Here is a 25,116-nt window from a genome sequence, read left to right as displayed (position 1 = left end):
GTCTGATAACGAAGTTGGGGCTGGCTGTGCCCGACACAGGATCGTCGACCATACTGCCCGCGTGGAGCAGCGCAGAGGATCGACGAGCCAGCCCCTGGAAGGCGCCGGATTCGACCCGGCATTCATCCCCGGGCTCACCGCACCCGTGTCCGGTGAGCCCGAGGACGTGAGACGCGAGGAGGCGGAGGCCGGGAAGGACGCGGACGCGGAGACCGCGGACGCGTCGCAGTCTCCGGCCGCCGCCGAACGGTCCGCCGAGGACGCCGAGGAGATCGACGACGCCGCGGAACCGGAGGACGAGGCCCCCGTGGACGGCCCGGTCTTCGAGGCCTCCGACCGCCGCGCCAGGATCGTCGCGGACCACCAGGGCGTACGTCTCTCCCTCGACGACCAGAGCTGCGAGTTCCGCTGGGACGAGGTCGGCGCCGTCGAGACGGAGACGGGCCGCTTCGGCAAGCGGTTCACGGTGACGGTGCACACGCCGGACAGCCGCTGGTACCCGATCGAGATCGAGGCCGCGTCGCGCAGCCGCTTCGCGGAGTGGGAATCGGCCCTGGACGAGGTACTCGACGCGTACTTCGAGGACGGCGAGGCGGACACCGAGGCCGAGCCCGCGGACACGGGGGAGAAGACGGACGACGAGGCCGAGGACGCCGAGAAGGCCGAGAAGGCCGAGAAGGCCGAGAAGACCGAGAAGGCCGAGAAGGCCGAGGACACCGAGGACGCGAAGGCCCGCGCCGAGTAGGCACATCGGGTGAAGATCCGTGCACGCCCTCTTGCCGCACCGTCGGCCATGGGATTTCTTGACCCCCATGGCGGACACCACGGGCAACACCTCAGACGCGGGCGTATCGGTCGGCGCCGACTCGGCCCCCCGTAAGTCCAGTTGGCGCTACATCGGCCCCGGCATCGTCGTCGCGGCGACCGGCGTGGGCGCCGGCGACCTCGTGGCCACCCTCATCGCGGGCAGCAACTTCGGCTACACCCTGCTGTGGGCGGCGGTCATCGGCTGCCTCGTGAAGATCTCCCTCGCCGAGGCGTGCGGCCGCTGGCACCTGGCCACCGGCCGCACGCTCTTCGACGGCTGGGCCAGCATCGGGCCCTGGACCACCTGGTTCTTCGCGATCTACGCCGTGATCTGGGGCTTCGTCTACGGCGCCGCGGCGATGTCGTCCAGCGCCCTGCCCCTCCAGGCCCTCTTCCCGGACGTGATGGGCCTCGAATGGTGGGGCATCGCCTGCGGCCTGGCCGGCCTGGTCTTCGTCTGGTTCAACAAGTACAACGTCTTCGAGAAGGTCATGACGGTCCTGGTGGGCGTCATGTTCGTGGTGACGGTGTACCTGGCGATCCGGGTCACACCCAACCTGGGCGACGCCTTCGCCGGCCTCCTCCCGGTCCTCCCGGACGAGAAGGACTCGGTCCTCAACACCCTGGGCCTGATCGGCGGCGTGGGCGGCACCATCACGCTGGCCGCGTACGGCTACTGGGTCAACGCCAAGGGCTGGACCAACACCGGCTGGATGAAGGTCATGCGCCTGGACAACCGGGTCGCCTACGCCACGACCGGCATCTTCGTCGTCGCGATGCTCCTCGTCGGCGCCGAACTGCTCCACTCGGCGGGCATCGCGCTCGCGAGCGGCGACAAGGGCCTGATCCAGCTCGGCGACATCCTGGAGGACCAGTACGGCACGGCGACCGGGAAGCTCTTCCTCATCGGCTTCTTCGCCACCTCCTTCACCTCGCTGATCGGCGTCTGGCACGGCGTGAGCCTGATGTTCGCCGACTTCCTGGCCCGCCGGCGCGGCGAACGGGAGGCGCGGGGCGACGAGCTGGCCTCCGGCCGCCGCGAACGCTCCTGGGCCTTCCGCGCCTACCTGCTCTGGCTCACCTTCCCGCCCATCGTCCTGCTCTTCCAGGACGAGCCCTTCCGCCTCATCATCATCTACGGCGTCCTGGGCGCCGCCTTCATGCCCTTCCTCGCCCTCACCCTGATGTGGCTCCTCAACTCCTCCCGCACCCCGCGCGAGTGGCGCAACGGCCACCTCAGCAACGGCATGCTGGCCGTGGCGGGCCTGCTCTTCCTGGTCCTGTGCGTGAAGCAGGTCTGGGACCAGCCGTGGTCGGAGTTCTTCTGACCGTTCCGTTCCCGGCTACCGCAGCGCGTCCCATTCCGCACTGAGCGCGATCTCCCGCAGCTGGTCCATGGTCAGCGCGGGAGCGTCGCGGGTGGGCCGGCCGTGGGCGGAGCCGTTGTTGAACTCGCTGATCACCACGCGGAAGCCGTCGTCACCCGGGCGCATGGTGTCGACCGTCCACATCACGACCCCCGGGACCCGGTCGTCGCCGATCCCCTGGCGGGTGGCGATGCGGGTGCCGTCGGGCAGTGTCTCACCGGAGCCGTAGAGCTGACCGGCGACGTCGTCCATGCCGTGCTGGACGTTGACCTGGACCATACTCGCGCCACGTCCGTCGTCGACGACGACGTAGGAGAACTCGGTCTCCTGGCCGCCCTTCTTGACCACGTTCAGCCCCTCGGGGAGCAGCCCGACGAGCGTCTTGGTGATGTCCTCGCCCGAGACGGCGGGGGGCCGCTCCTCTTCGGAGGCCCCGGCGGAGGCGGAGGGCGTCGGCCGGACCGGTGTGGCCGCGACCACGTCGCGCCACACGTCGGCCGTGACGAGCTTCTTCAACTCCTCGGTCGACAACGGCGGGTCCTCCCGCGTGATGGGCGCCCCCTTCTCGGCGGCGGAGTTCCACTCGCTCACGCTGACGTGCTGCCCCTCGGCCGTGACGAGGTCGGCGGACCAGAGCTTGGTGTCGACGCGCCGGTCGGGATACTCGTAGCCCCGCATCAGCCGCAGCGTCGAACCGTCGTCCAGCCGGCTGGAGTCGCACGAGTCGTACGGGACGAAGGTCTGGTCCGGGCACCGGGTGAGCTGCCCCACCTCCGGACTCCCGGGCTCGACCCGCCCGAAACCCAGACTGATCGCGGCCTCGCCCCGGCCGTCGTCGAACACGACCTGCGCGTACGGCCCCGGCTGCTCGCCGGACCCCCGGGCGTCCGAGGCGCCGTACTCGCCCTCCGGAAGCAGCTCCTTCAGCGACTTGAGGATCGCGTCGCCGGAGACCGGGGGCGGAGCGGCCGAGGAGGACGCCCGGGCGGTGGTCCGGGAGGCCGCGGAGGACCGCTCGCCGTCGTCGGAGCCCCCCGACGGCAGCAGCATCGCCCCGCCCACCCCGATCAGGGCGACCCCGGCCACCCCGCCGAGCACGCCGGTACGGCGCCGCGTCAGCGCCCGGCGCCCGCGGGTGCGCCCCGCGTCGATGAGGGCCGTACGGTCGGCGGCCCGGAACGCACCGCCGGTGTCGCGCAGCGCGGCGGCGAGCTGCTCCTCGAAGGGATCCTGCTGCTTTTCGGGCATGGCGAACCACCCTTTCCGCGTGGGTGAAGAGAGATGAGGGAAATCGACGAGAAGAAGACGACGGACGTCAGGGTCTGGCGTACTCGGCGAGATCCGCGCCCAGCAGCGCCCGCAGCCGGCCGAGCGCCCGCGAGCACCGCGTCCGTACCGCAGCCGAACTGACGCCGAGCACGTCGGCGGTCTGCTCGACCGAGCGATCGTCCCAGTACCGCAGGACGACGACTGCCCGATCCTTGGCGGGCAGCCGCGCGAGCGCGTCCAGCAGCGTCAGCCGCAGCGACGCGTCCCCGTCACCCGCGCCGGGCAGATCGGGAAAGACATCGGTCGCCCGCTCCCCGCTGCTGCGCCGCCGTTGATGGGCGAGGAAGGCGCGGGTGAGCACGGTCTGTGCGTAGGCGGCCGGGTTCTCCACCCGCGACACCCGCCCCCACCGCACGTACAACCGCCCGAAGGTCTCCTGCACGAGATCCTCGGCCAGATGCGTGTCCCCGGCGGTGAGCAGACAGGCGGACCGGTACAGATGCCCGGCCCGCGCCGCCGCGAACTCGGCGTACTCGTCCGTCCGTCTCTGCCGTGCCATACCTGCGCCGCCCCCGATGTCTGCTGCCTTCACCTCATCAATGCGGTGGACCCCCGGAAATGTTTCATACGGACTTCACAGCACTTGGTCGGCCTTCCCCGCCTTGATGTCGAGGATCACGAGGCCCGGTGGGCGACCCTGCCGAGAGCGGGAGCGGCGGCGTACGGGGCGCCTTGACGGCGGTTGGGGCGGTCTATCTTTTCGGGCATGGATCATCAGGGCGCGTTTCGCCGTGCAGCGCTTGAGCTGGGCATCCCGGGCGAGGAGATCAGCAGCTTCAGCCGACACCTCCGTCTGTCGGTCGGACTGTCCGGGGGCGGTGGTGCTCCGGTCGGGCGGATGGGCGGGCTTCCCCGGCTGCCGGTGGGCATGGAGTGGCCGTCCGCAGGGGACATTCCGTTGCCGTTGCTCCTGTCCGTCGATTGTGGGGCGCTGCCGGGAGCCGACGGCTTCGACCTGCCGGTGGACGGGACGCTGCTCTTCTTCGTGCACCAGGAGAGGGACCACGAGGACAGTTCCGGGAGGTACGCGCGAGTCGTGTACGTACCGGACGGCACCGTGACGGCGGTCGCGGAAGCTCCCGAGCCCCACTGTGTCCGCGAGCAGTTCGACGTCAGCGCCGAGCTCGGGGCGGAACTGCCCCTCTGGCTCCAGGAGGGCGACGAGGACTGGCACGAGTTCTGGGAGGACCTCGAATGGGAGGACATGTCTCCCTTCCAGCAGCGGCTGGCCCGGTACATGGAACGCGACCTGCCGCACCTGGACGAACTGCGGACCCTGGCCCACGACGTCTGGCCGTCCGGCGCCGGCGTCGTCCTCGGTGGGTATGTCGACGACGAGGTGATCAACAGCATCGCGGAGCAGACCCTCGCGGGACGCGAGAAGGCAGGCGAGATCCCGGCCATCCCGATCGCGAAATGGTATTCCCACCTGGAGGAGGAGAAGCACCGGTTGGCAGGCGAATGGATATCGCTCGCCAGTGAGGCACGGGCCTACGAGGAGTACTGCACGAGTTTCGTGATCCGCCACGACGACCTGGCTGCCGCTCGGGTGGACAAGGCACTGGCCGTGACCCGGTTCGCGGCCCCGTGACCTGACTGATCGGTCCGCGACTGCAGTCGCGCCCCGCAGGTCGGGGTGGTCGCCGGCGTACGGTGCGCGTCAGCGCGGGGCCGGCGGAGGTTCCTCCTCGTACGCGATACGGGTGAACGGGCCGGTGGCTCGGGTCACGGCGGATGGTCCGTCTTCTACGTTCGGTGATGGCATATGCGGGCCGTAAGGGGACTCTTGGGAGCAGGACCGGCGAAAGGCTCACCTGATGTCGGGGTTGGGGAGCGCGGTGGCGCGGACGGTGTCCTTCGGGCCGTCCGTCGGGTGCTGCCTGCTGGCGGTCTCGCTGGCGCTGCGCGCGCGGTGGGCCGGCGGACGGGTGCGCACGCGACTGCTGATGCTGGCGGGTTCGGCGGTGGCCGGGGGCGCGTACCGGCTACTGGCCGGCGCGCTGTCGACGCACCCGTCGGACGCCGGGCCGGAGCAACGACCGCTGCTGGAACCGGTGGTGGCCGTCGGAGCACCGCTGGCGGTGGGCCTGGCGGCGGCCGGTCTGGTGATCGCGGCCGACACGGGCGCCGGGAGACCGGTGCTGTTGCGGAGGGTGCTCGACGGGCTCGTCGCGGCGGGAGCCGCGTTCATGGCGGGCTGGGTACTGCTGCGCGGGACCGGCGGCGGCTGGCGGCTGGGAGAGGGGATGGTGGGGTTCCTGTGGGCCGCCGAACTGGTCTTCCTCAGCTTCCTGCTGGCCCTGTGCCGTCGCGTGCGCAGTGACCGGAGGGCCACCGTGTGGGCGGGGGTCGCCGGACTGTCCCTCATGGTGCTCGGCGACACCATGCACCTGTGGACGGTCGGCCCGCACCGACTCGACGTGGACGCCGCTCAGTTGGTCGCCGGTTGCAAGACCGTGGGTCTGCTGGTGATCGCCGTCGGCCCGTGGCTGCCCGGCGGGGCCGACGTCCTGGGTACGGCCCGGCCGACGCTGCGGTGGGGGATGGAGGGTGCGGCGGCGTTCGTGCGCCTGGCCGTCTGTACGGTCATGGCGCTGGGACACGTATTGGCCCCCACCGCACGAGATCCGGTTCCGCTGCTGGTGGGCGGGACGGTGCTGCTCAGTCTCTGGGTACGCCAGAGATTCCTGCCGGGCGACACCATGGAGAGGGGCGGCTGAGCCTCGTGCGGGGGCCGGTCCTCGAGCGGGGGCGGCCGCACACAGGCGTCCCCCGCCCGGACCTTCGCGGGCGGGGGAGCCTGCCGGTCGTGGGTTACGGCATCGCGTCCACGTGCGCTCCCACCGAGCTCGACCACGCGTTGCCCGCCGTGGCGTCCCAGTTGGTGGACCAGGTCATCGCGCCCCGCAGGTCGGGGTAGGTCCGCGACGGCTTGAAGGAGCCGCAGTTGGTCGCCTTGGTGAGGCAGTCCAGGGCGGCGTTGACCACCGACGGGGAGACGTAGCCGCCGCCCGCCGCGCGGGGGGAGGCCGGCAGGCCGAGGCCGACCTGGGACGGGGCGAGGCCGCCCTCGAGCTGGATGCAGGCCAGGGCGGTGAGGAAGTCGACCGTGCCCTGGGCGTAGACCTTGCCGTCGCAGCCCAGCATCGTGCCGCTGTTGTAGTACTGCATGTTGACGACCGTGAGGATGTCCTTCACGTTCAGTGCGGTCTGGAAGTAGCCGCCCTGCGTCGACTGCATGTCGATGGTCTGCGGGGCCATGGTGAGGATCATGTCCGGGCCGGCCTTCGCCGACAGGGCGCGCAGGGCCTGGGTCATGTAGGTCGGGTTGAGACCGTTCTCCAGGTCGATGTCGACGCCGTCGAAGCCGTACTCCTGCATGACCGAGTACACGGAGTTGGCGAAGTTCGTCGCGGAGGAGGCGCTGTTCACCGAGACGGTGCCCTTCTCGCCGCCCACCGAGATGATGACCTTCTTGCCAGCGGCCTGCTTGGCCCGCACGTCCGCCTTGAACTGGTCGACCGTGTAGCCGCCGAGCCCGGCCGAGTCGAGGTTGAAGGTCACGGCGCCCGGCGTCGTGGTCGCGTCGGCGAAGGCCACCGCGATGATGTCGTACGCGGCCGGCACGTCGGAGATCTTCTGGACCGTCGCCCCGTTGTTGAAGTTCTGCCAGTAGCCGGTCACCGCGTGCTTGGGCAGGTCGCCCTGGTTGCCGCCGTCGTCCGGGGCCGTCGTGCGGGCCGTGACCGCCGCCGACTTGGCCGACTCACCGGCCGCGTTCGTCGCCGTGACCTGGAAGGAGTACGACGTCGAGGCCGCGAGGCCGGTCACCGTCGCCGACGTGCCGGTCACCGCGGTCACCTTCGTGCCGTCGCGGTAGATGTTGTAGCCGGTGGCGCCGGAGACCGTGTTCCAGGCGAGGGAGGCGGAGTTCGGGGTCGTACCGGAGACGCTCAGACCGGCCGGGGCCGAGGGAACCGTGGGGTCGGGGTCGCCGTCGCCGCCACCGCCCCCGTCCGGGCCGAAGACGGACAGGTCGTCGACGTAGTACGCCGACTGCCCGTACCAGCCGTGCGTGTACACCGTCACGGAGGTCGTCGAGGAGCCGGTGGAGAAGGTGGTCTTCAGCTGCTTCCAGGAGGCCGAGTCCGGGGTCCAGGTCGACACGTCCGTCGCCCCGGTGCCCGTCACGCCGAGGTAGGAGTAGCCGCCCTGCACCCACGCGCTCAGCGTGTACGTCGAGTTGGGCTTGACCGCGACGCTCTGCGAACAGCGCGCGTTGTCCTGCCCCGCCGGGGTGGCCTTCAGCGCGGCGGAGCCCGCGTGCGCCGGGGAGGCGACGGTGGTGCCGCTGTTCGCCGAGCAGGTCCAGTTGCTCAGACCGGACTCGAAGCCGGCGTTCCTCGCGTTGTTGACGTCGGCGGCCGATGCCGGGCCGACCGCCGTGAACGCGAGGGCCAGGGCGGCGGTGACGGCGCCCGTCAAGGAGCCGAGACGTCTTCCGCGCCGTCTGCGTACGGGGTCCACTGCTGCCTCCGGGGGTGGGGTGGGGCGGGATGGGGGACGGTGGCCACCGCTGAAGTACAAGGTGGTCCAGACCAATTGAGGGTGTCAAGAGGTAGGTACGGACCGAGTGCGGACCGAGTGCCGACCGGGCGGGCGGCCGGGGCTCAGTGGTCGGCGCGGCCTCGGAAATGCTCAACCTGTCCCGCTTTGGCGCACCTTGTGCACCACAAGTTGTTCCACAGCTACAGAAACGCTGTTCTCCGGTCACAGACGCGTGGATACAGTGCTCAGGTAGTCACGCAGTGAAGTCATCCGGGTGTGCCGGAGTAACACCGGCGGACCGACGGGCATGGGAGACGGGGAGCCGCGCGTGCCAACTGCCATTGCCGTGACCAGTGCCGACATGGCACTGCCGCCGCAGGACGAACGGACGCTGCCCGCGGCCGTCCTCCAGGACGTCGACCGGCGTCCCCTGGACCACGTCCTGGCCGAGTTGCAGACGCTGGTCGACCAGTGCGGGCACGTGATCGTGGTGTGCTCCGAGGCCGTCCCGGCCGGCGTGGAACGACGGCTCCACACCGTCCGCGCCCTCCTGGAGACCGACCGCATCGCCCTCTTCCGGCCGCCCCTCCCACCGCTCGGCATCGCCGTACTGGCACGCCAGTTGCGTCAGCTGGCCTCCTGCGACCTCGGCCCCGGTGTCCTCGCCTCCGCCGGCCGCCTGCTCACCCACTACATCCACGCCGGCGCCCTGCTCGGCTCCGTCGCCCGGCTCGACCGCGTCCCGGTGGACCTCAAGGCGCACGCCAGATCCTGGGTGCCCGGCAGCCAGTTCGGCGTCGTGGCCCACCCCGAGCCGCAGCTGGTGCGAATCGGAGCCGAAGCCACTCTGTCCGGGCCCGAGTTCGGCACCTCGCTGCTGGTCGCCAAGGGGCAGCTCCCGTCCGACTGGGTCACCGGCACCCTCGCCCCGGCCTGGCGGGTGCAGGGACTGCGGGAGGCGGCGCTGCCCGCGGAGTCCTCCGGCTGGTGGGGCACGGGGCGCCTGACCGAGTTCTGCGCCTACCTCCCCGACCTCTCGGTCCTCTACCAACTGGTCACGTCCGTACGGCAGGACGCCTGCCACTGGTGCGGCATCGACGTCATCGGCGACCGCTGCGTGTTCTGCTCCGCGACCCCGCCGGTCTACGACGACGACGCCGGCGGCGGCGGACGAGGCGGCGGCGCGAGCGGCCGGGACCGTGCGCTGGGACACCGCCGCGACCCCGCCCTCGGCCGCCGTCGTGAGAGACGCGCCCTGACTGGGTAGGTCGCTACCGCCACACCCGTCCCACCCGTCAGCTCCGCCCCATCCGTCAGCCCCTCCGTCCGGACACTCGACCACCCCCTATGAGGTTGCACCGGCCCATGAACTCCCGTCAGCGCCGCGGCGTCATCCTGCTGATCCTGTCGGTCCTCTGCGCCCTCGGCGCGTTCGCCGGCGTGCTGTCCGTCGTCAACGACGTGAAGTCCAAGGTCGGCCCCGAGGTGACCGCGTACCGGCTGAAGTCCGACATCGAGCCCTACACGGAGCTCGGCGCGGCGCAGTTCGAGAAGATCGGGATGCCCGAGCGCTGGCTGTCCGAGAACGCCGTCACCGACCTGTCCCAGGTCCGCGGCAAGATAGCCGTGACCAGGCTGAAGGCGGGCTCGCTGCTCCAGACCGACATGATCGTCGACACGCCCGCCCTGCGGCCCGGGCAGCAGGAGGTCGCCATCATGATCGACGCGGCGACCGGCGTGGCCGGCAAGATCACGCCGGGCTCCAGCGTCAACGTCTACGCCACCTTCGAGGGGCAGCGCGAGGGCGATCCCGACCAGTCCAAGATCATCGTGACCAACGCCAAGGTCATCGACGTCGGCGAACTCACCTCGCTGAAGCCCGACGAGGAGAGCCGCGACCGCGAGCCCACCGACGCCGTTCCCATCACCTTCGCCCTGTCCACCATCGACGCCCAGCGCATCACCTACGCCGAGTCGTTCGCGCGGCGCGTCCGGCTCGCGCTGGTGGCCCCCGGCGGCGACACCACGGTCCCCGACAAGGACCGGACGTACGAACTCGCGAAGGACAAGTGAGAACCGTATGGCCACGAGGATCCTCCCGGCAGTCGGCGACCCGGACGCCGTACGGTCCCTCACGTCGCTGCTCGGCCGGCTGCCGGACGCCGAACCGGTCGCGCCGGTCGCCGACTCCACCCAGCTCGTCGACACCCTCGCCCGTCTCGCCGCCGAGTCGGTGGACGAACTGCCCGAGGTCGTCGTCGTCCACGAACGCATCGGCCCGGTCCCGGCCCTGGAGCTGATCCGCGAGGTCGCCCTCCGCTTCCCGGCCGTCGGCGTCATCCTCGTCACCTCCGACCCCGGCCCCGGCCTCTTCCAGGCCGCCATGGACTACGGCGCCCGCGGCCTGGTCGCCCTCCCGCTCGGCTACGAGGAACTCGCCAGCCGCGTGCAGGCGGTGGCCCAGTGGTCGGTCGGCGTACGCCGGCACCTCGGCAGCGCCGTCGACGTGTTCACCGGGGCCGGCGGCACCGTCGTCACCGTCAGCGGCGCCAAGGGCGGCGTCGGCACCACGCTCACCGCCATCCAACTGGCCCTGGCCGCCCAGGCGTCCGGCCGCTCCACCGCCCTGCTCGACATGGACCTCCAGACCGGCGACGTCGCCTCCTACCTGGACGTCCAGTTCCGCCGCTCCGTGGCCGACCTCGCCGCCATCACCGACCTCTCCCCGCGCGTCCTGGCCGACGCCGTCTTCCGCCACGACAGCGGCCTGGCCCTGCTGCTGGCCCCCGGCGACGGCGAACGCGGCGAGGAGGTCACCGACCGCGCCGCCCGCCAGATCGTCGGCGCCCTGCGCTCCCGCTACGACGTCGTCGTCATCGACTGCGGCGCCCAGCTCGGCGGGGCCGGCGCGGCCGCCGTGGAGACGGCCGACACGGCGCTGCTGGTCACCACCCCGGACGTGGTCGCCGTACGGGGGGCCAAGCGGGCGGTGCGGATGTGGGACCGGCTCCAGATCCGCAAGGCGGAGGAGACGACCGTCGTCGTCAACCGGCACACGCGGGGCACGGAGATCCAGCCCCCGCTGATCCGGCGGATCACCGGCACGGCCATCGCGGCCACCACCGTCCCGGCCAACTTCAGGGAACTCCAGGGCGCCGTGGACGCGGGCCGCGTCCACGAACTGGACGCCAAGAGCACCGTGAAGCAGGCCCTGTGGGCGCTCGCGGGAGAACTCGGCCTGGCCGGCGTGCCCGAGAGCGGCCGGAAGGGCCACGGGCGCCTGCGCGGCGACCGGGGCGCGACCGGCTTCCGGCGCCGGAAAGAGGGTGCGGGGTGAACGCGTTACGCGCCCGGAAACCGACCCGGGACGGCGAGAGCGGCCAGGTCACCATCGAGTTCCTCGGCATGACCCCGGTGATCGTCGCGACGCTGGTGGTGCTGTGGCAGCTGGTGCTCGTGGGATACACGTACACGCTCGCGGGGAATGCTGCGGACGAGGCGGTACGGGCGGCGACGGCGGCCGAGCGCGGGGCACGGGACGGCGCGTGCCGGGACGCGGGCCTGGACAAGCTGCCGGGCTCCTGGGAGGGAGGCGCCGAGGTGACCTGCGGCACCGCGGGCGGTTACGTCACCGCCGACGTGCGCATCAAGGTCCCCGTTCTCTTCCCGGGCACCCTCAGCGTCCCGTTCACCGTGCACGGGCACGCGGGGGCCGTCGAAGAGGAGGACGACTGAGATGCCGTACTCCCCGAGGGAGCGCGCCAGGGACCGGGGCCAGGTGGCCATCGAGTACCTCGGCTTCCTCCCGATCCTGGTCCTCGTCGGCATGGCCGTCGTACAGCTCGGCCTGATCGCGTACACCGCCCAGCAGGCCGGTACGGCGGCCCGGGCGGGGGCGCGCAGTGCGTCGCTGCGGGAGGGCGCGGGGGCGGCGTGCACAGCGGCCGTCAGCAGCTGGCTGGCGGACGGCACGAGCTGCTCGGGGCCGTCGTACGGCGGGGACGAGGTGACGGTCACCGCCACCGTCCAGATCCCGTCGATCGTGCCGGGCTGGGACTTCGACCCGGCCCGCAAGACGGCCACCATGCCGTTGGACCACTGACCGAGGAGCCGAGGACGCATGAGCCTGCGCGCACGCATCCACTCCCCCGAGGAGCACGGCAGCCGGGGCGAGGACGGACACCTGGTCGCCTCCTACCGGGCCAAACTCCTGGAGGAGATCGACCTCGCCGAGATGAGCGCGCTCGCGACGGCCGAGCGCCGGGCCCGCCTGGAGCGCGTCCTCGGGCACATCATCAGCCGCGAGGGACCGGTCCTCTCGACGGTCGAACGCTCCCAGCTGATCCGCCGGGTCGTCGACGAGGCCCTCGGCCTCGGCATCCTCGAACCGCTCCTCGAGGACGCGTCGATCACGGAGATCATGGTCAACGGCCCGGACGCGATCTTCGTCGAACGCGCCGGCCGCGTCGAACAGCTCCCCCTCCGCTTCGCCTCCCACGACCAGCTGATGCAGACCATCGAGCGCATCGTCTCGACGGTCAACCGCCGCGTGGACGAGTCGAACCCGATGGTCGACGCCCGCCTCCCCTCCGGGGAGCGCGTCAACGTCATCATTCCGCCGCTCTCCCTCACCGGCGCCACCCTCACCATCCGCCGCTTCCCGCGCTCCTTCACCCTCCACGAGCTGATCGGCCTCGGCTCGCTCGACGAGAACATGCTCTACCTGCTCGCGGGCCTCGTGCAGGCCCGCTTCAACATCATCGTCTCGGGCGCGACGGGCACCGGGAAGACCACCCTCCTCAACGCCCTCTCCGGCCTCATCCCCGAATCCGACCGCATCATCACCATCGAGGACTCGGCCGAACTGCAACTCCAGCAGGCCCACGTGATCCGCCTCGAGTCCCGTCCGCCCAACGTCGAGGGCCAGGGCCGGGTGACCATCCGCGACCTGGTCCGCAACTCCCTGCGCATGCGCCCCGACCGCATCGTCGTCGGCGAGGTGCGCGGCGGCGAGTCCCTGGACATGCTCCAGGCCATGTCCACGGGCCACGACGGCTCGCTGGCCACCGTCCACGCCAACAGCGCCGAGGACGCCCTGATGCGCCTGCAGACCCTGGCCTCGATGTCCGACGTCGAGATCCCCTTCGTGGCGCTCCACGACCAGATCAACAGCTCCGTCGACGTCCTCATCCAGCTCACCCGCTTCGCCGACGGCGCCCGCCGCATCACCGAGATCGCCCTGCTGGCCAGTCACGGCGGCGAGCCGTACCGCCTGGCCACGGTCGTCCGCTTCAACGCCCGCCCGATGACCCCCGACGGCCGCGTCCTCGGCGCGTACGAGTACCACCCGCTCCCGCACCGCACCGCCGAACGCCTCTACATGGCGGGCCAGCCCGTCCCGCAGGTCTTCGGCGTGGCCCACACACCGGACCAGCTCACCACCCGAGAAGCCAGGTAGGACCGCCCGATGGAACCGGAACTCGACACGCTCGTCACGCTCACCACCGGCATCACGCTGCTGACCTGCGTCCTGGCGGTCGTGGGCCTGCACTCGTACGCCGCCGGCAAGGCCCAGCGAGCGGCCCTGGTGGACCGCCTCACCGCGACCGGCCGGGCACCGGCGGCCGGACGCCGGCGCCGCTTCCCCGGCCTGGACCGCCGCCTGCGCCGCACCGGGCTCGGCCGGAACCTGGAGCGCCGCCTGTCGGCGACCGGCCTGGACGTGACCCCCGGCGAGTTCTTCGCCTACATGCTGGCGACGGTCGCCGGCCTGTGGCTGATCGGCCAGGCCGCCCTGGCCCCCTTCTTCGGCCCCCTGGCCGGCCTCCTCGGCATCGGCGTGGCGATCCAGTTCCTCAACTGGCAACGCCAGAAACGCATCGAGAAGTTCATCAACCAGCTCCCCGAACTCGCCCGCATCCTCGCCAACGCCACCCAGGCCGGCCTCGCCCTGCGCACCGCCATCGGCATGGCCGCGGAGGAACTGGAGGCACCGGCCGGCGAGGAACTCGGCAAGGTCGCCGACCAACTGGCCATCGGCGCCTCCATGGACGACGCCCTCGGTGAACTCGCCGGCCGCCTCCCCTCCCGCGAACTGGTCGTCCTGGTCACCACCCTCGTCCTGTCCAACCGCGCGGGCGGCCAGGTCGTCAGCGCCCTGCGCAACCTCACGGAGACCCTGGAGGAACGCAAGGAGACCCGGCGCGAGGTCCGCACCCAGCTCTCCCAGGTCACGATGACGTCGTACGCCGTCCCCGTCCTGGGCATCGGCTCGTTGCTCCTGATGAACGGGGTGAAGGACGGCGCCCTGGAACGCATGACGGGCTCCCCGGCCGGCCAGGCCGCGGTCATCACCGCCTTCGCGCTGTACGCCGTCGGCTTCGTCCTCATCCGCCGCATGTCCCGCATCGACGTCTGAGAGGAGGGGAGACAGCCATGGGCCTCGCACTGCCGGGATTCCTCCTCGCCCTCCTCATGGCACTGGCCGTCTGGGGCGTCTTCGCCGGCATCCGCATGTACCGGGCGGAGGCCAAGCTCCCCGACGACCTGGCCCTCGCCCTGGAGGTCGGCGCCACCCGCACCGGCGCGGCGCACTCCCTCATCGACCGCCTGGGCATGCGCTACGCCCCCGCCGTACTGCGCCTGATGGGCCCGGCCCTCGTCGCCAGGTACCGCCGCAGGATCGACCTGGCCGGCAACCCCGGCGGCCTCACCATCGACCGCTACGCCGCCCGCCGCGCGGTCTACGGCTTCCTGGGCGCCCTGGGCTTCCTGGTCTTCCTCCTGCGCGGCCAGTACCTGGTGGCGCTGCTCCTCCTCGCCTTCGGCGCGTTCTGGACCGAGGTGGGCATCTGGTCGGCGATCCGCATCCGCAGGGACGTCATCGAGCGCACGCTGCCCGACTTCCTGGACGTCCTCGCGGTCGTGGTCAGCGCGGGGCTGGGCTTCCGCCAGGCCCTGGACCGCGTATCGACGCGCTACGAGGGCCCATGGGCCGACGAACTGCGCATCACACTCCGCCAGATGGACCTCGGCATGAGCCGCCGTGAAGCCTTCACGGAGCTGCGCCGGCGCAACGACTCCGAACAGGTGGCGATGTTCGTGACGGCACTCCAGCAGGGCGAGGAACTGGGCGCCCCCATCGTCGAGACCCTCGTCTCCCTGGCCAAGGACATGCGCCGCACCGACGCCCAGAACGCCCGCCGCAAGGCCGCCCGCGCCGTCCCCAAGGCCACGCTGATGATCACGACGTTCATGGTCCCGGCCACGATGATCCTCCTCGGCGCGGGCCTGATCCTGGGCTCGGGGACGGACTTCGGCACGATCACGGGAGAGTAGGGGAGTGCGACTGCACATGAACAGAAGACGTCAACTACCTTCCTCTGCCGACACACTCGCCCCACTTCGCCGCAATACCTTTCGCACTTGCAATCAACTGTGGGACAGTCGTCGCCTGGTACTCCCGACAGGCCGACGTCCCAACCGAGCGCAAGGGAGGTGGAGATCGTGGACGCCATGACGTCCGGCACGACCGGCCAGCCGATCACCGCCGCCCAACCGTGCGTTCCGCAACAGGAACGCGACGTCGCCCACCCTGGAGGGGAACACCATGACCAACTGGCTCCACACCGCCGCCGCATACCTGCACACCCACACCGCCGCCCGCCGCAGGGACGGGGGGCAGACGGCGGTGGAGTACCTGGGCATCATCGCGGTGGTGGTGGCGATCGTCCTGGCGATCACGGGGACGGACATCGGGCAGACGATTTACAACGCGATCACGGACAAGATCACCGAGGTCACCGGCATCTGATGCGTCTGCGTGCGCAGGGGGACTCCGGACAGGCCTTTCCCATCTACGTCACCGTGGTGGGTGGCCTGCTCTTTCTAGCCCTCGCGTACTTCGCCGTCGGCCAGGCAGCAGCGACTCGCAGTGAGGCACAGACCGCGGCGGACGCCGCGGCGCTCGCAGCGGCCCTGGAGACCAGGGACCGGCTCGCGGACCAGTGGACCACCCACGTGCTGGAACCGGACGCCTGGCAGGACATCTTCGAGGGCGACGCTCCGGTACCCGGTGGATGCTGGCGTGCCCACGAGTTGGCGGCACGAAACGACGCGAGCGTCGAGTGCGCACCGGACGGTCTCTTGGCCTACACGGTCGTCGCCGAGACGAACGACACCGTGGGGGACACCATCGTGCCGGGCACGGAGGACCGGAAAGCGACGCAGACCGCGACCGCCGTCATCGAAGCCCGCTGCCGGTTCGAGCCGCTGCCCGAGAACGCGGACGACGAAGTGCTGCCCAGTCTCTCCTGCAAAGGTGGCGAGGACTGGGACCTGAAGCCGGACGACCTCTCGGACCTACCGAAGCCCGAGGACCTGTTCGATGTCCATCTGGCTGACAGCTGACAAGCCAACGTAGAGGACGAGGGAAGCGGAGTCATGAGCATGCGGTTCACAACAAGGGCCCGCGGCGGATTGGCGGCATGGCCCATCGCCGTCGTGCTGGCCTTCGGCCTGGCTGGATGTGGTGGGGGAGGCGGCGACGACAAGCCGGAAGCGTCTACGAGTTCCGCCAGGAGCAGCGAGTCCAAGCCGGATGCGCAGGAGAGGGATTCGGGAGAAGCACTGGCGGAGCTGAGGGGACCCAGCGGCCTGTTGCTCAAGATCACCGGGGCGCAGCGGGACGCGGGCGGCTTCGTCACGGTGAGCGGGGATCTCAAGAACGACGGTGATGAAACGGTCAACATCCCGGCTCAGTTGAGCGGTAACGAGACGGAGATCATCCGGAACGGCAAGTCGCTGGGCGGCGCCACTCTCGTGGATTCGAAGGGCAAGAAGCGCTACTACGTGCTCCGCGACACAGAGGGACGCCCGCTCACGACGACCAAGTTCCCACCGTTGAAGGCAGGCGAATCCCTACCGGTCTTCATGCAGTTCCCCGCACCCCCCGCCGACACGGCCGAGGTGACGCTCCAACTGCCGATGTTCACGACCGGCACCTTCGAGATCTCCGGGTGAGGCCGGCCATGACCTCACCCCCGCGCCTGCTGGCCGCAGTCACCCTCATGCTCGCCACCACCGTCTACGGCGCCACCACCGCCCACGCCGAAGACGACCCCAACGACCCCCCGGGCACCGAACCCTCCGCCTCCGCCCCCGTGGAGGTCGACCCCAACGACCCCGACCTCAAGCTTCCCGACGGCGCCACGCTCGCGCAGGCGAAGGTCCTGGACATCAAGTCGGTGGTCGAGGAGCAGAGCGGCGACGAACGCCGCGAGGACACCAACACGAGCGTGACCCTCGCGCTCCAGGCCGAGGTCCTGTTCGGCAAGGACAGCTCGAAGCTCGGCGCCGAGTCGAAGTCCCGCATCAGAGGCATCGCCGACGAGATCAGAACCCAGAACGCCACGCGGGTCCGCGTCTTCGGCTTCACCGACAACCTCGGCTCCTCCGCCCACGGCGACGTCCTCTCCAAGCGCCGCGCCAACGCCGTCCACGACGTCCTGTCCCAGTCCCTCAACGACGCCGGCATCACCTACGAGGTCCGCGGCTACGGCGAGCAGTACCCCATCGCCGACAACTCGACGGAGGCAGGCCGCAAGAAGAACCGCAGGGTCGAGGTCTCCTTCCCCCGCACGGAGCCCTGACCCACATGAGCAAGCGCAAGCGCACGAACCCTCGCGGCGGCCTGACAACCCTCGCGGCACTGACGGCACTCACCACGGCCGCATGCAGCACCACCCACGAACCGAACGACGAACCCCCCACGCCCCGGACCCGGCCCGCGACGTCCCACCACCCCGCACCCGAGCCACCGCCCCCCTCCGCAGTGGACGGTACAGACGCCAGTGCCTGTTCCGACGGCGACTGCGAGATCACGGTGACCAAGCCCGTGACCCTTCACTTCCCGGCCCCGGGCGACAGCGGCCGGGCAACGTTGTCGGTGACCGAGGTCGGCCCGAACAAGATCGAGTACGAGGTGGAGTCGGGCAACAACCGCTCCCAGGGCGGCGCGACCGGCCCGGGCCGGGGCTGCCTCACATACCTCCGCGCACACGGCAGCGGCAACTCCTGCGGCACCCTCGACGCCACCCGCCCGAGCCCGCAGCCCGGCGCCGTGGTGATCCAGGCGACGACGAGCACGGACGGCACTGCACTGCTCCACATCGTCTCGCCCTGAGGGATCCACAACGGGGAAGGGCCTGCGGCGGCGGTGTTGATGGTGCGCGAAGTACCTCGTCGGAAGAGCTGCATGCCTGCCGAGGGGTGACCCCGGCAACAGGATGTCGCTGTGACTGGAGAACCGCAGTCAGACTGGTGTTCGCATGCGTCTTCTGGATAGCTTTGCTGTGTTTGACGAGACGCCGTTGCTGCCGACCTGCCTTGCGGCTCGGTGAAACGACGACTGCCCTGGTCGGGGTCAGGAGAGGGCGGATCGAAGCGACCCAAAGCATCGATCTCGGAGAGTCGGCTCTCGGGCGTCGAACGACCAGCATGCCGTGGGAAGGGAACCGGGGGACTGTGAGCGATCTGACCGCTGACTACGAGGTACTGAACCGCGTGAGAGGCAACCTCGATCACATAGCCGAACTGATGAAGAAGCCGGGGCGGGAAATGAAAGAGGTCAGCGGCAGCTCCATGGGGGTCCCTGAGCTCGCCCGGCGCATGGACGACTTCGGCGACGAGTGGTCGTACGGAATCAAGCAACTCACGAAATTCTCCGAGAAGGCCTCCAAAGCACTGCTCACAGTCAAAGAGTCCTTCGAAAAGCTCGATGACGAACTCGCCGAGGCGAATAGAGGGCAGGGCAAGAGGAGCGGTAAGTAGTCATGACCGCGACGAAACTGGAGAGATTCCCGGCCCTTGGGTTCGTGCCCTGCCCGGGTGACCAGACGATGGCCGACGACGTGGCCAAGACAGTCCGCAGGACGGCGAAGGCCCTCGTCGAAATATCCGAGGTTCTGCACGGCACTGGCGTTGGGGACTGGAAGGGGAAGGCGGCAGAGGCCTTCCGGGAGAAGTTCGACGACGAGTTCCGTCCCCGGATGGATGATGCACGCGACTCGTTCTCCGACGCTGCCACCGTTCTGGAGGACTGGGCAGCGTACATGGAGGTCAAGCAGGCGGCAGCCGTACGACTGGAGGCGCAGGCAGCCGAAGTCCAGGAGCAGTTGGGAAAGGCGAACTCCAAGGCCGACAAGCTCAAGGGCGCCGACGACGACAAGAAGGACACCCAGGACCACAAGGACAGAGTGCAGGACGCCGACCGCGCGGTGAACGCCAAGGAACTCGAGCTTGAAGAGTTCCGCCGCCGGGGCCGCAGCATGGCCGGCAACTATCAGGAGTACGGCAAGGAGATAGCCGACCGCCTGAAGAACGCCATGAACATCGCTCCGAACGAACCCGGCATGTGGGACAAGCTCGGTGACGCCATCGCGGATCTCGGCGAGGCGATAGCCGATCTCCCCGGCCAGGTGGGCGAACTCCTTTCCGACATCGGCGACTGGATCAAGAGCCACGCGGACTGGATCACCGTCGCGGCCTCGGTCATCGGTGTCATCGCCATCTTCTGTCCGGTGCTAGCTCCGTTGGCCATCGGTTTGAGCGCCGTGGCGTTCGCGGCTCACGCCTCGGCGTACGGCTGGAGTGGGCTTTGGCCGCCCACTGGTGAGCGAATCGGTAACTGGCTCACGCTGGGTGGCGACGCGCTCGGCATGGTGCCTGGGGTCGGAGCGGCGATCCGCGGCGTCAAAGCGGGCGTCAAGGCCGGACGGGCAGCCGGAGGTGCCGTCTCAGGAACCAAGGTCGGCATCAAAACGGCGGGTGCCACGGCCAAGAACATCATGAAGTCCGCGGACCCCGTCGCGAAGGTGATCGACAAGCCGGTGATGGCCGCTGCCAGCAAATTGGGCGTCTCGCGCGGTGCTGCCCTGACGGCCACTGAAGGCATCCAGGCTGCGGCCCAACTCGCGTGGACAGCCCCGACCGCGATCAACGCATACGAGACGAGCGTCGGCCGGTACGACGTGGCTACGTGGGGCACCGGGGTTGCCAACGTGGCTACGGGCGCCGGTGGTGGAAAGTTCGGCGGGCTGGTCGCAGTGGGCAGCACTATCGGGCTCGGCGCCTGGGAGCTGACGGACTGATGGCGCCCACCGAATTCCTGAACGCGAGTGCGCCCCCCGCTAGCACTGTTTCTCCCGGGGACACAGCTGATTTCTGGTTCGAGTTGCCGCCTGGCTTCACGGAGATCGACCTGGAGGAGGATGCGGAGTCGCGTCTGCTCCGAATGACGGAGGTGGTCGATACTCTCTTCGCTGAAGCCACACCGCAAAAGAAGTTCAATCTTGTGGTGTCGAGCGAGTACATCCTTCAGACCATGATCGCGGGCGGCGTCGAGCACGTGTCGAGCTGCCTCCTGCGCATGCACGGGGACAAGCTGTCCCAGGGGACGCTGTGTGTGTTTGTTGAGCGACCGGATTCCGGTCCGCAGAACCAGGACAGACAGGGATCAGCAAAGCGGACGGCGACCCAGTGGCGTCGTATCCACCAGGATGCCGAGATTGGCCTCGTCATGCTGCCGTACGGCATCTCGGCCCTCTGTATTCGTGACCAGGAACTTGAGGTTCCCGGTGTCCTTTTCGGGCTCGACGTGCCCGTACCAGCAAAAATCCGGGAAGTGCAGTTCAGTGTGCCATTGAAAACTGGTCCTGGTTCGGTTCTCTTCGTCTTCATGACCCAGGACATCGAACACTGGGCCGAGTACCTTGATGTGCTCGGCGGCATCATGAAGTCGATCTCGTCGGACGAACCCCACGGGGACAGCCTTCCGGAGGCCGGCAGGCATGGTACCGAAGGATCGGAGCAAGAGCTATGAGCGGGGCAGCCCAGGTACAAGGCGGAGTCGGTGGGCGGCGCGCGCGGCATCCGCTCCTGGTAGCGGCCGCCACCGGCTGCTATGTACTCGCCGCCATCGCAGGGATGTTCTATCTCGTGACTAGCGTGGGGATGGTTGTTCAGATCCTCCTGTGGGCTGTGCACGGGGTGCTTCTGACCGCGCTGATTCGGAAACTGGGGGCAAGGGAGTCGAGTTCCGGCGCAGCCCTTTTTGTTGTGCTTGCCTCTGCGATGTGTGTGTATGTCGCCTCCGTCGCCCGCGACGACCTCACGCTGCTTCAGCGCGGTAAGCAGATCACTGCGACGGTCGTCGAGGAGTGGCGTGATCCGGCACAAGGGCGCAAGGCGCGCGATTACAACTACGAGTTGGAACATCAGGACGGTACGAGAGTTCCTGGCCACGCGCTGAAGTCCACATCGGACTCTTTCGATGTCGGACAGACCATTACCGTGATCGAGGACCCCGACGGTGAACTGCGCCCCCAGACCCCGGGACAGGCGGACGCGACCGGTGACGCACTCGGGGCGGGAGCGCTTGCCCTGGCGGCACTCGGCTCCGTGGGTTGGATGACGTGGCGAGGGTCTGATGCCGCGAAACGCCGGGACGACGGCAAACCATCAGCCGGTGTGCGCAAGGCCTACAAAGTCGTCACTCGCAACCGCACCACGGTCCAGGAACAAGAGCAAAAGCTCCGTGAGGCATTGCGTACGTATCCCGCCGACAGGCGCGGCTACATCAAGGTTCCTCCGGAGCATTATCCGGATATCTCGCAGCAGCGAGCTGCTCGCATTGCCTGGGAGATGGGTCTGCGGGCGGAGGCGGTTGGCAACCGCGGGTCATGGCGCTTCGGCGAGACCGTGGTCGAGGAAGTCCCGCACGAGTAGGAGCGTGCCCCGGGGCAGAGACGACCTGGTGTGGCCGGCGCCAAGCAAGAACATGAGCTGCACGCCGACCGACGTCGCGTCGCCGGCCCCTACTCTTCCTCCACCGCGATCCGCGTCCCCGCCCGCACACCCCACCTGATCATGGCCCCGGCCTCCGCCTCCAGCACGTGCCGCGCACGCGGACGAGGCAGCCCCAGCCTGCCGGGACGCATCGTGCGTACGGCGATGATCTTGAGCCGGCGGTCGAGGTAGGCGACGTCGATGGGCATCCGCATCCCGAACGTGTGCACACTGTTGGCGGGCGTCAGGAGCATCGCCCCCTTGAGCGAGTCGCGCCCCAGCAGTCCCTTGGTGCGGGCGCGGTAGGAACCCGCGATCTGCAGCGGAACGCGGACGGTCCCGCCGTGCCCCTGCTCCACGATCAGTGTCCCTACACCGTTCCGCCGGCGCCGCCGTCCCATGCCTGTTTCCGTGCCCTTCACCCGTGCCCACCAAATCCGCTTAGGCGCTGAAGGTATCCGTCCTGGAGCAGACTCGACACGGGCCAGAGAGCCGCTCGGCCTCGTTCGAGCCGGTGGATACCGTTGCTTCGCCGAAGGACAAGTCCCCTCTCACCCAGGAGCCGACCGTGATTCGCCGCCGTCCCACCCTGCTCGCAGCGCTCACGCTGATCGCCACCGCGGCCCTGACGCTGTCCGCGTGCGGAAACGGCGACAACTCCGCCAAGGGGAAGGACGAGAGCACGGCGGCGGACACGGGCAGCGAATCGCCGAAGTCGTCGAGCGCGTCCCCCACGTCCGAGGGCGCAGTCGGCCGACCGCGGGTGGAGCTTCCGGCGGACCTGCAGCTGATCTTCGAGGGCGCTGCGACCGGAGACCCGGTGAAGGACGCTGTTCTCGCCGACAATGCGGAGCGCATGCGTGCGGTCGACGCTGCTGTCGCAGGGACGGATGCTGAGGGCAAGGCACTCGGCTTCTACAACACGGGCAAGGCCCTGGAAGCGGCGGTGTCGTGGGTCGGGCAGTTCGAAAAGGCCAACGCCACTGTGACCGGTCAGGTCCGCTACTTCGACCGGAAGGTCACGCTCGAGGGCAAGTCCTCCGCCGTCCTCACGTTCTGTGCGGATGAGAGCAAGGGATTCAGCAAGGACAAGGAGACCGGCAAGGTCGCCAGGACGCCCGTCACCAAGGACAGCTACGTCCGGTACAACACCAAACTCGATAGGAATGCCGACGGCGTCTGGCAGACATCCCAGATCATCTCCACGAGAGGGGCGGCCCAGTGCCGGCCGGCGTGAGGGTGTCGCGCAGGTTGGCAGTCACTCTGGTGTCCCTCAACCCCGGTGGATAGCGTTGCTCGCCACGGAGAAGCCTCGTCCCACTCAGGAGCTACCAGTGGTTCGCCGCCGTCCCGCCCTGCTCGCAGCGTTCACGCTGACCGCCACCGCGGCCCTGACGCTGTCGGCGTGCGGAGGCGAAGACAGCTCCGGCGCCAACGACAAGAGCGCGGGGGCGGACACGAGCAGCACCACCCCGTCGGCCGCACCGAGTGCGTCCGAGTCCTCGCAGGACGGTAGGCCCGAGATCGAACTGCCCGCCGACCTCTCCTACACGTTCGAGTGGCCCAAGACCGGTGACCAGGACAAGGACGCGGTCCTCGGGGACACCGAGCAGTCCATCAAGGCCGTGGACTCGGCGATCGTCAAGCAGGACGCACTGGACGGGGCCTATCTCTATTACTACGAGGGCGAGGCTGCCGCCGGCACGCAGAAGTTCATGCCAAGTGCCGGCCTTGACGCGCCGGACCCGCGTCGGAACGGATAGCGTTGCCTCGCTCAAGAGAAGCCTCGTCCGACCCGGGAGCCGACAGTGATTCGCCGCCGTCCCGCCCTGCTCGCGGCCCTCACGCTGACCGCGGCAGCGGCCATGACGCTGTCCGCGTGCGGCAGCAGCGTCGACAGCTCGGGCCAGAGGGGAGACAAGACCGCGCGGGCGGGGACGGACAGTGATCCATCGACGTCACCTACTGTGAGCGTTCCGGTCGAGGTGGATCGGCCGGAGATCACGTTGCCCGCCGACGTGACGTACAAGTTCGAGTGGGGCAGAACCGGCGATCCCGTCAAGGATGCGGTGCTGCACGATGCCGAACAACGCATCAGGGCCGTGGACATGGCCATCGCCGAGCAGGATCCGCTGCACAAGGCATACCGCTTTTATTCTGAAGGCGAGGCAGCGGCCGGGAGCGAGCAGTACATACAGGACTTCGTGGATCACAAGGCCCGAACGACCGGCCTGACCCGCTACTACGGCGAAAGTGTGAACGTCGAGGATGACGGCACTGCCGCACTGGTGTACTGCGAAGACCAGAGCAAGTCGTTCAACAAATTCATTCAGACGGGCAAGACAGAGGTCACGCCGGCAACGAAGGACAGTTATGTCGTCTACGCCGGTGAACTCCGCAAGAACAGCAAGGGCGTCTGGGTGACGGAGCGGCTGGTCTCCGAGCGGGGAAGCACAAAGTGCCGGTCATGAAGTACCGGACCGCCTCGATGCCCGGTGGAAAGGCTGAGGCATCACGCAGGCGTCGCATGACCACGAACTTCGAGGAGCCGACAGCGATGCGCCGACGCCCCACTCTGCTCGCAGCGCTCACGCTGACCGCCACTGCGGCCCTGACGCTGTCCGCGTGTGGCAACGACGAAGACGGCGCCGCGCAGGACAGCGACAAGAGCGCGGCCGCCGGCACGGGCAGCAAGGCGTCAGCCGCTCCGAGTCCGAGTCGGACAGGCGCCGAAGGCCGACCGAAGATCACCTTTCCTTCCGACGCGAAGAACGTCTTCGAGTACGAGAGGACGGGAAACGCGGCGAAGGACGCGGCCCTCGCGGACAGCGCGCTGAGTACCAACTCTGTTGATGAGGCCATCTTTGCGGGCAGTACCGACACCAAGGCCCTCGGCTACTACAACGTCGAGTCGGCTTTGAGTGACTCGATCACGTATGTATCGGGGTACATCGACGAGAAGGACACATGGGTGGGCGAGACTCGGTACTTCGACTACAAGGTCAGCCTCTCCGGAGACCACGAGGCATACGTCACCTACTGCTCGGACGAGAGCAAGTCCTTCATCAAGGACAAGAAGACGGGGAAGGTCGAGGAGACGCCGACAACGGCGGACAGTTACGTCCTCTACAACACCAAGCTCGCGAAGAACGCCGAAGGCGTTTGGCAGACGACCGACATCGCGTCGAACCGGGGGAGCGAAGAATGCCAGCCGTGAGTG

28 protein-coding genes and 1 pseudogene are annotated in these 25,116 nt (G+C 69.2%); 25 read left to right on the top strand and 4 right to left on the bottom strand.

The window, feature by feature from the left end; all coding sequences use genetic code 11:
* Positions 1-61 precede the first annotated feature (61 nt).
* Positions 62-745, top strand: a complete 684-nt coding sequence (locus tag OHA99_RS13300; protein WP_405695867.1) for a hypothetical protein — start codon at positions 62-64, stop codon at positions 743-745.
* A gap of 67 nt (positions 746-812) precedes the next feature.
* Positions 813-2,135: an Nramp family divalent metal transporter gene (locus tag OHA99_RS13295; protein ID WP_366473507.1), complete on the top strand. Its 1,323-nt coding sequence runs from the start codon at positions 813-815 to the stop codon at positions 2,133-2,135.
* Between the two features lie 15 nt (positions 2,136-2,150).
* Here the strand turns inward: OHA99_RS13295 and OHA99_RS13290 are convergent, their stop codons facing one another.
* Both OHA99_RS13290 and OHA99_RS13285 read right to left on the bottom strand, forming a co-directional pair.
* On the bottom strand, positions 2,151-3,422 hold the full coding sequence (locus OHA99_RS13290; protein ID WP_366473506.1) for a hypothetical protein: 1,272 nt from the start codon (positions 3,420-3,422) through the stop codon (positions 2,151-2,153).
* A 67-nt stretch (positions 3,423-3,489) separates the two neighbouring features.
* Positions 3,490-4,002: a SigE family RNA polymerase sigma factor gene (locus OHA99_RS13285; protein ID WP_007444363.1), complete on the bottom strand. Its 513-nt coding sequence runs from the start codon at positions 4,000-4,002 to the stop codon at positions 3,490-3,492.
* Between the two features lie 207 nt (positions 4,003-4,209).
* Here OHA99_RS13285 and OHA99_RS13280 point away from each other — a divergent pair, with 207 nt between their 5' ends.
* Together OHA99_RS13280 and OHA99_RS13275 are read left to right on the top strand one after the other, a co-directional pair.
* A complete protein-coding gene (locus tag OHA99_RS13280; protein WP_405695866.1) occupies positions 4,210-5,094 on the top strand; it encodes a DUF1963 domain-containing protein in 885 nt (294 codons plus the stop codon).
* Between the two features lie 226 nt (positions 5,095-5,320).
* Positions 5,321-6,223, top strand: a complete 903-nt coding sequence (locus OHA99_RS13275; RefSeq protein ID WP_405695863.1) for a hypothetical protein — start codon at positions 5,321-5,323, stop codon at positions 6,221-6,223.
* A 94-nt stretch (positions 6,224-6,317) separates the two neighbouring features.
* Here the strand turns inward: OHA99_RS13275 and OHA99_RS13270 are convergent, their stop codons facing one another.
* Entirely contained in the window at positions 6,318-8,030 is a 1,713-nt protein-coding gene (locus OHA99_RS13270) for a chitinase (protein ID WP_405695861.1), read from the bottom strand.
* Between the two features lie 328 nt (positions 8,031-8,358).
* On the opposite strand from OHA99_RS13270, the gene OHA99_RS13265 reads away from it, so the two are divergent.
* The 17 genes from OHA99_RS13265 (at position 8,359) to OHA99_RS13185 (ending at position 21,836) form a co-directional block, all read left to right on the top strand.
* On the top strand, positions 8,359-9,318 hold the full coding sequence (locus tag OHA99_RS13265; RefSeq protein ID WP_405695858.1) for a hypothetical protein: 960 nt from the start codon (positions 8,359-8,361) through the stop codon (positions 9,316-9,318).
* 98 nt (positions 9,319-9,416) lie between these two features.
* The gene (gene cpaB, locus OHA99_RS13260) at positions 9,417-10,124 is read left to right on the top strand and encodes a Flp pilus assembly protein CpaB (protein WP_153178184.1); all 708 of its coding nucleotides are present in this window, start codon (positions 9,417-9,419) and stop codon (positions 10,122-10,124) included.
* Positions 10,125-10,131: 7 nt separating this feature from the next.
* Positions 10,132-11,388, top strand: coding sequence for an AAA family ATPase (locus OHA99_RS13255; RefSeq protein WP_153178183.1), 1,257 nt, complete (start codon positions 10,132-10,134; stop codon positions 11,386-11,388).
* Complete coding sequence (locus OHA99_RS13250) at positions 11,385-11,786, top strand: TadE/TadG family type IV pilus assembly protein (protein WP_366473499.1); 402 nt, start codon at positions 11,385-11,387, stop codon at positions 11,784-11,786. The genes OHA99_RS13255 and OHA99_RS13250 overlap by 4 nt, the downstream gene beginning before the upstream one ends.
* Before the next feature lies 1 nt (position 11,787).
* Complete coding sequence (locus OHA99_RS13245; protein ID WP_153178181.1) at positions 11,788-12,153, top strand: TadE/TadG family type IV pilus assembly protein; 366 nt, start codon at positions 11,788-11,790, stop codon at positions 12,151-12,153.
* 18 nt (positions 12,154-12,171) lie between these two features.
* Positions 12,172-13,509 carry a CpaF family protein gene (locus OHA99_RS13240; RefSeq protein WP_164383406.1) on the top strand — a complete coding sequence of 446 codons (1,338 nt, stop codon included), beginning with the start codon at positions 12,172-12,174 and terminating at the stop codon, positions 13,507-13,509.
* Between the two features lie 9 nt (positions 13,510-13,518).
* Entirely contained in the window at positions 13,519-14,469 is a 951-nt protein-coding gene (locus tag OHA99_RS13235) for a type II secretion system F family protein (RefSeq protein ID WP_153178179.1), read from the top strand.
* A gap of 17 nt (positions 14,470-14,486) precedes the next feature.
* On the top strand, positions 14,487-15,389 hold the full coding sequence (locus OHA99_RS13230) for a DUF5936 domain-containing protein (RefSeq protein WP_153178178.1): 903 nt from the start codon (positions 14,487-14,489) through the stop codon (positions 15,387-15,389).
* 271 nt (positions 15,390-15,660) lie between these two features.
* Positions 15,661-15,864: a hypothetical protein gene (locus OHA99_RS13225; protein ID WP_153178177.1), complete on the top strand. Its 204-nt coding sequence runs from the start codon at positions 15,661-15,663 to the stop codon at positions 15,862-15,864.
* The gene (locus OHA99_RS13220; protein ID WP_153178176.1) at positions 15,864-16,460 is read left to right on the top strand and encodes a pilus assembly protein TadG-related protein; all 597 of its coding nucleotides are present in this window, start codon (positions 15,864-15,866) and stop codon (positions 16,458-16,460) included. Before OHA99_RS13225 ends, OHA99_RS13220 begins: the two co-directional genes overlap by 1 nt.
* Positions 16,461-16,493: 33 nt before the next feature.
* Entirely contained in the window at positions 16,494-17,072 is a 579-nt protein-coding gene (locus OHA99_RS13215; RefSeq protein WP_153178175.1) for a hypothetical protein, read from the top strand.
* Between the two features lie 8 nt (positions 17,073-17,080).
* A complete protein-coding gene (locus tag OHA99_RS13210) occupies positions 17,081-17,701 on the top strand; it encodes an OmpA family protein (protein ID WP_153178174.1) in 621 nt (206 codons plus the stop codon).
* Between the two features lie 5 nt (positions 17,702-17,706).
* Positions 17,707-18,234 carry a hypothetical protein gene (locus tag OHA99_RS13205; protein WP_153178173.1) on the top strand — a complete coding sequence of 176 codons (528 nt, stop codon included), beginning with the start codon at positions 17,707-17,709 and terminating at the stop codon, positions 18,232-18,234.
* 341 nt (positions 18,235-18,575) lie between these two features.
* Entirely contained in the window at positions 18,576-18,881 is a 306-nt protein-coding gene (locus tag OHA99_RS13200) for a hypothetical protein (protein ID WP_153178172.1), read from the top strand.
* Between the two features lie 2 nt (positions 18,882-18,883).
* A complete protein-coding gene (locus tag OHA99_RS13195; protein ID WP_153178171.1) occupies positions 18,884-20,200 on the top strand; it encodes a putative T7SS-secreted protein in 1,317 nt (438 codons plus the stop codon).
* Positions 20,200-20,931, top strand: a complete 732-nt coding sequence (locus OHA99_RS13190; protein ID WP_366473493.1) for a hypothetical protein — start codon at positions 20,200-20,202, stop codon at positions 20,929-20,931. Before OHA99_RS13195 ends, OHA99_RS13190 begins: the two co-directional genes overlap by 1 nt.
* Positions 20,928-21,836, top strand: a complete 909-nt coding sequence (locus OHA99_RS13185; RefSeq protein WP_405695853.1) for a hypothetical protein — start codon at positions 20,928-20,930, stop codon at positions 21,834-21,836. Before OHA99_RS13190 ends, OHA99_RS13185 begins: the two co-directional genes overlap by 4 nt.
* An 89-nt stretch (positions 21,837-21,925) precedes the next feature.
* Here OHA99_RS13185 and OHA99_RS13180 read toward each other — a convergent pair whose 3' ends face one another.
* Positions 21,926-22,297: a DUF192 domain-containing protein gene (locus tag OHA99_RS13180; protein WP_381500293.1), complete on the bottom strand. Its 372-nt coding sequence runs from the start codon at positions 22,295-22,297 to the stop codon at positions 21,926-21,928.
* A 167-nt stretch (positions 22,298-22,464) separates the two neighbouring features.
* Between OHA99_RS13180 and OHA99_RS13175 the strand changes: the two genes are divergently transcribed.
* The 4 genes and pseudogenes from OHA99_RS13175 to OHA99_RS13160 all read left to right on the top strand — a co-directional run bounded on the left by OHA99_RS13175 (position 22,465) and on the right by OHA99_RS13160 (position 25,113).
* The gene (locus tag OHA99_RS13175; protein WP_381500303.1) at positions 22,465-23,133 is read left to right on the top strand and encodes a hypothetical protein; all 669 of its coding nucleotides are present in this window, start codon (positions 22,465-22,467) and stop codon (positions 23,131-23,133) included.
* Positions 23,134-23,230: 97 nt separating this feature from the next.
* Positions 23,231-23,614 (top strand): annotated as a pseudogene (locus OHA99_RS13170) (hypothetical protein); the annotation flags it as partial.
* 90 nt (positions 23,615-23,704) lie between these two features.
* Complete coding sequence (locus OHA99_RS13165; protein ID WP_405695852.1) at positions 23,705-24,367, top strand: hypothetical protein; 663 nt, start codon at positions 23,705-23,707, stop codon at positions 24,365-24,367.
* Positions 24,368-24,453: 86 nt separating this feature from the next.
* A complete protein-coding gene (locus tag OHA99_RS13160) occupies positions 24,454-25,113 on the top strand; it encodes a hypothetical protein (protein WP_207628554.1) in 660 nt (219 codons plus the stop codon).
* Positions 25,114-25,116 lie beyond the last annotated feature (3 nt).

It is taken from the genome of Streptomyces coelicoflavus (assembly GCF_045041415.1).
GTDB lineage: Bacteria > Actinomycetota > Actinomycetes > Streptomycetales > Streptomycetaceae > Streptomyces > Streptomyces coelicoflavus.
Note: the sequence above shows the minus strand (reverse complement) of the source record. Positions and strands in the feature narration are given on the sequence as shown.

Bases quoted from the DNA above. Each gene is read 5' to 3' on its own strand.
- OHA99_RS13295 (WP_366473507.1), top strand. From the start codon at position 813: ATGGCGGACACCACGGGCAACACCTCAGACGCGGGCGTATCGGTCGGC.
- OHA99_RS13290 (WP_366473506.1), bottom strand. From the start codon at position 3,422: ATGCCCGAAAAGCAGCAGGATCCCTTCGAGGAGCAGCTCGCCGCCGCG.
- OHA99_RS13285 (WP_007444363.1), bottom strand. From the start codon at position 4,002: ATGGCACGGCAGAGACGGACGGACGAGTACGCCGAGTTCGCGGCGGCG.
- OHA99_RS13280 (WP_405695866.1), top strand. From the start codon at position 4,210: ATGGATCATCAGGGCGCGTTTCGCCGTGCAGCGCTTGAGCTGGGCATC.
- OHA99_RS13275 (WP_405695863.1), top strand. From the start codon at position 5,321: ATGTCGGGGTTGGGGAGCGCGGTGGCGCGGACGGTGTCCTTCGGGCCG.
- OHA99_RS13265 (WP_405695858.1), top strand. From the start codon at position 8,359: ATGGGAGACGGGGAGCCGCGCGTGCCAACTGCCATTGCCGTGACCAGT.
- cpaB (WP_153178184.1), top strand. From the start codon at position 9,417: ATGAACTCCCGTCAGCGCCGCGGCGTCATCCTGCTGATCCTGTCGGTC.
- OHA99_RS13255 (WP_153178183.1), top strand. From the start codon at position 10,132: ATGGCCACGAGGATCCTCCCGGCAGTCGGCGACCCGGACGCCGTACGG.
- OHA99_RS13245 (WP_153178181.1), top strand. From the start codon at position 11,788: ATGCCGTACTCCCCGAGGGAGCGCGCCAGGGACCGGGGCCAGGTGGCC.
- OHA99_RS13240 (WP_164383406.1), top strand. From the start codon at position 12,172: ATGAGCCTGCGCGCACGCATCCACTCCCCCGAGGAGCACGGCAGCCGG.
- OHA99_RS13235 (WP_153178179.1), top strand. From the start codon at position 13,519: ATGGAACCGGAACTCGACACGCTCGTCACGCTCACCACCGGCATCACG.
- OHA99_RS13230 (WP_153178178.1), top strand. From the start codon at position 14,487: ATGGGCCTCGCACTGCCGGGATTCCTCCTCGCCCTCCTCATGGCACTG.
- OHA99_RS13225 (WP_153178177.1), top strand. From the start codon at position 15,661: ATGACCAACTGGCTCCACACCGCCGCCGCATACCTGCACACCCACACC.
- OHA99_RS13220 (WP_153178176.1), top strand. From the start codon at position 15,864: ATGCGTCTGCGTGCGCAGGGGGACTCCGGACAGGCCTTTCCCATCTAC.
- OHA99_RS13215 (WP_153178175.1), top strand. From the start codon at position 16,494: ATGAGCATGCGGTTCACAACAAGGGCCCGCGGCGGATTGGCGGCATGG.
- OHA99_RS13210 (WP_153178174.1), top strand. From the start codon at position 17,081: ATGACCTCACCCCCGCGCCTGCTGGCCGCAGTCACCCTCATGCTCGCC.
- OHA99_RS13205 (WP_153178173.1), top strand. From the start codon at position 17,707: ATGAGCAAGCGCAAGCGCACGAACCCTCGCGGCGGCCTGACAACCCTC.
- OHA99_RS13195 (WP_153178171.1), top strand. From the start codon at position 18,884: ATGACCGCGACGAAACTGGAGAGATTCCCGGCCCTTGGGTTCGTGCCC.
- OHA99_RS13190 (WP_366473493.1), top strand. From the start codon at position 20,200: ATGGCGCCCACCGAATTCCTGAACGCGAGTGCGCCCCCCGCTAGCACT.
- OHA99_RS13185 (WP_405695853.1), top strand. From the start codon at position 20,928: ATGAGCGGGGCAGCCCAGGTACAAGGCGGAGTCGGTGGGCGGCGCGCG.
- OHA99_RS13180 (WP_381500293.1), bottom strand. From the start codon at position 22,297: ATGGGACGGCGGCGCCGGCGGAACGGTGTAGGGACACTGATCGTGGAG.
- OHA99_RS13160 (WP_207628554.1), top strand. From the start codon at position 24,454: ATGCGCCGACGCCCCACTCTGCTCGCAGCGCTCACGCTGACCGCCACT.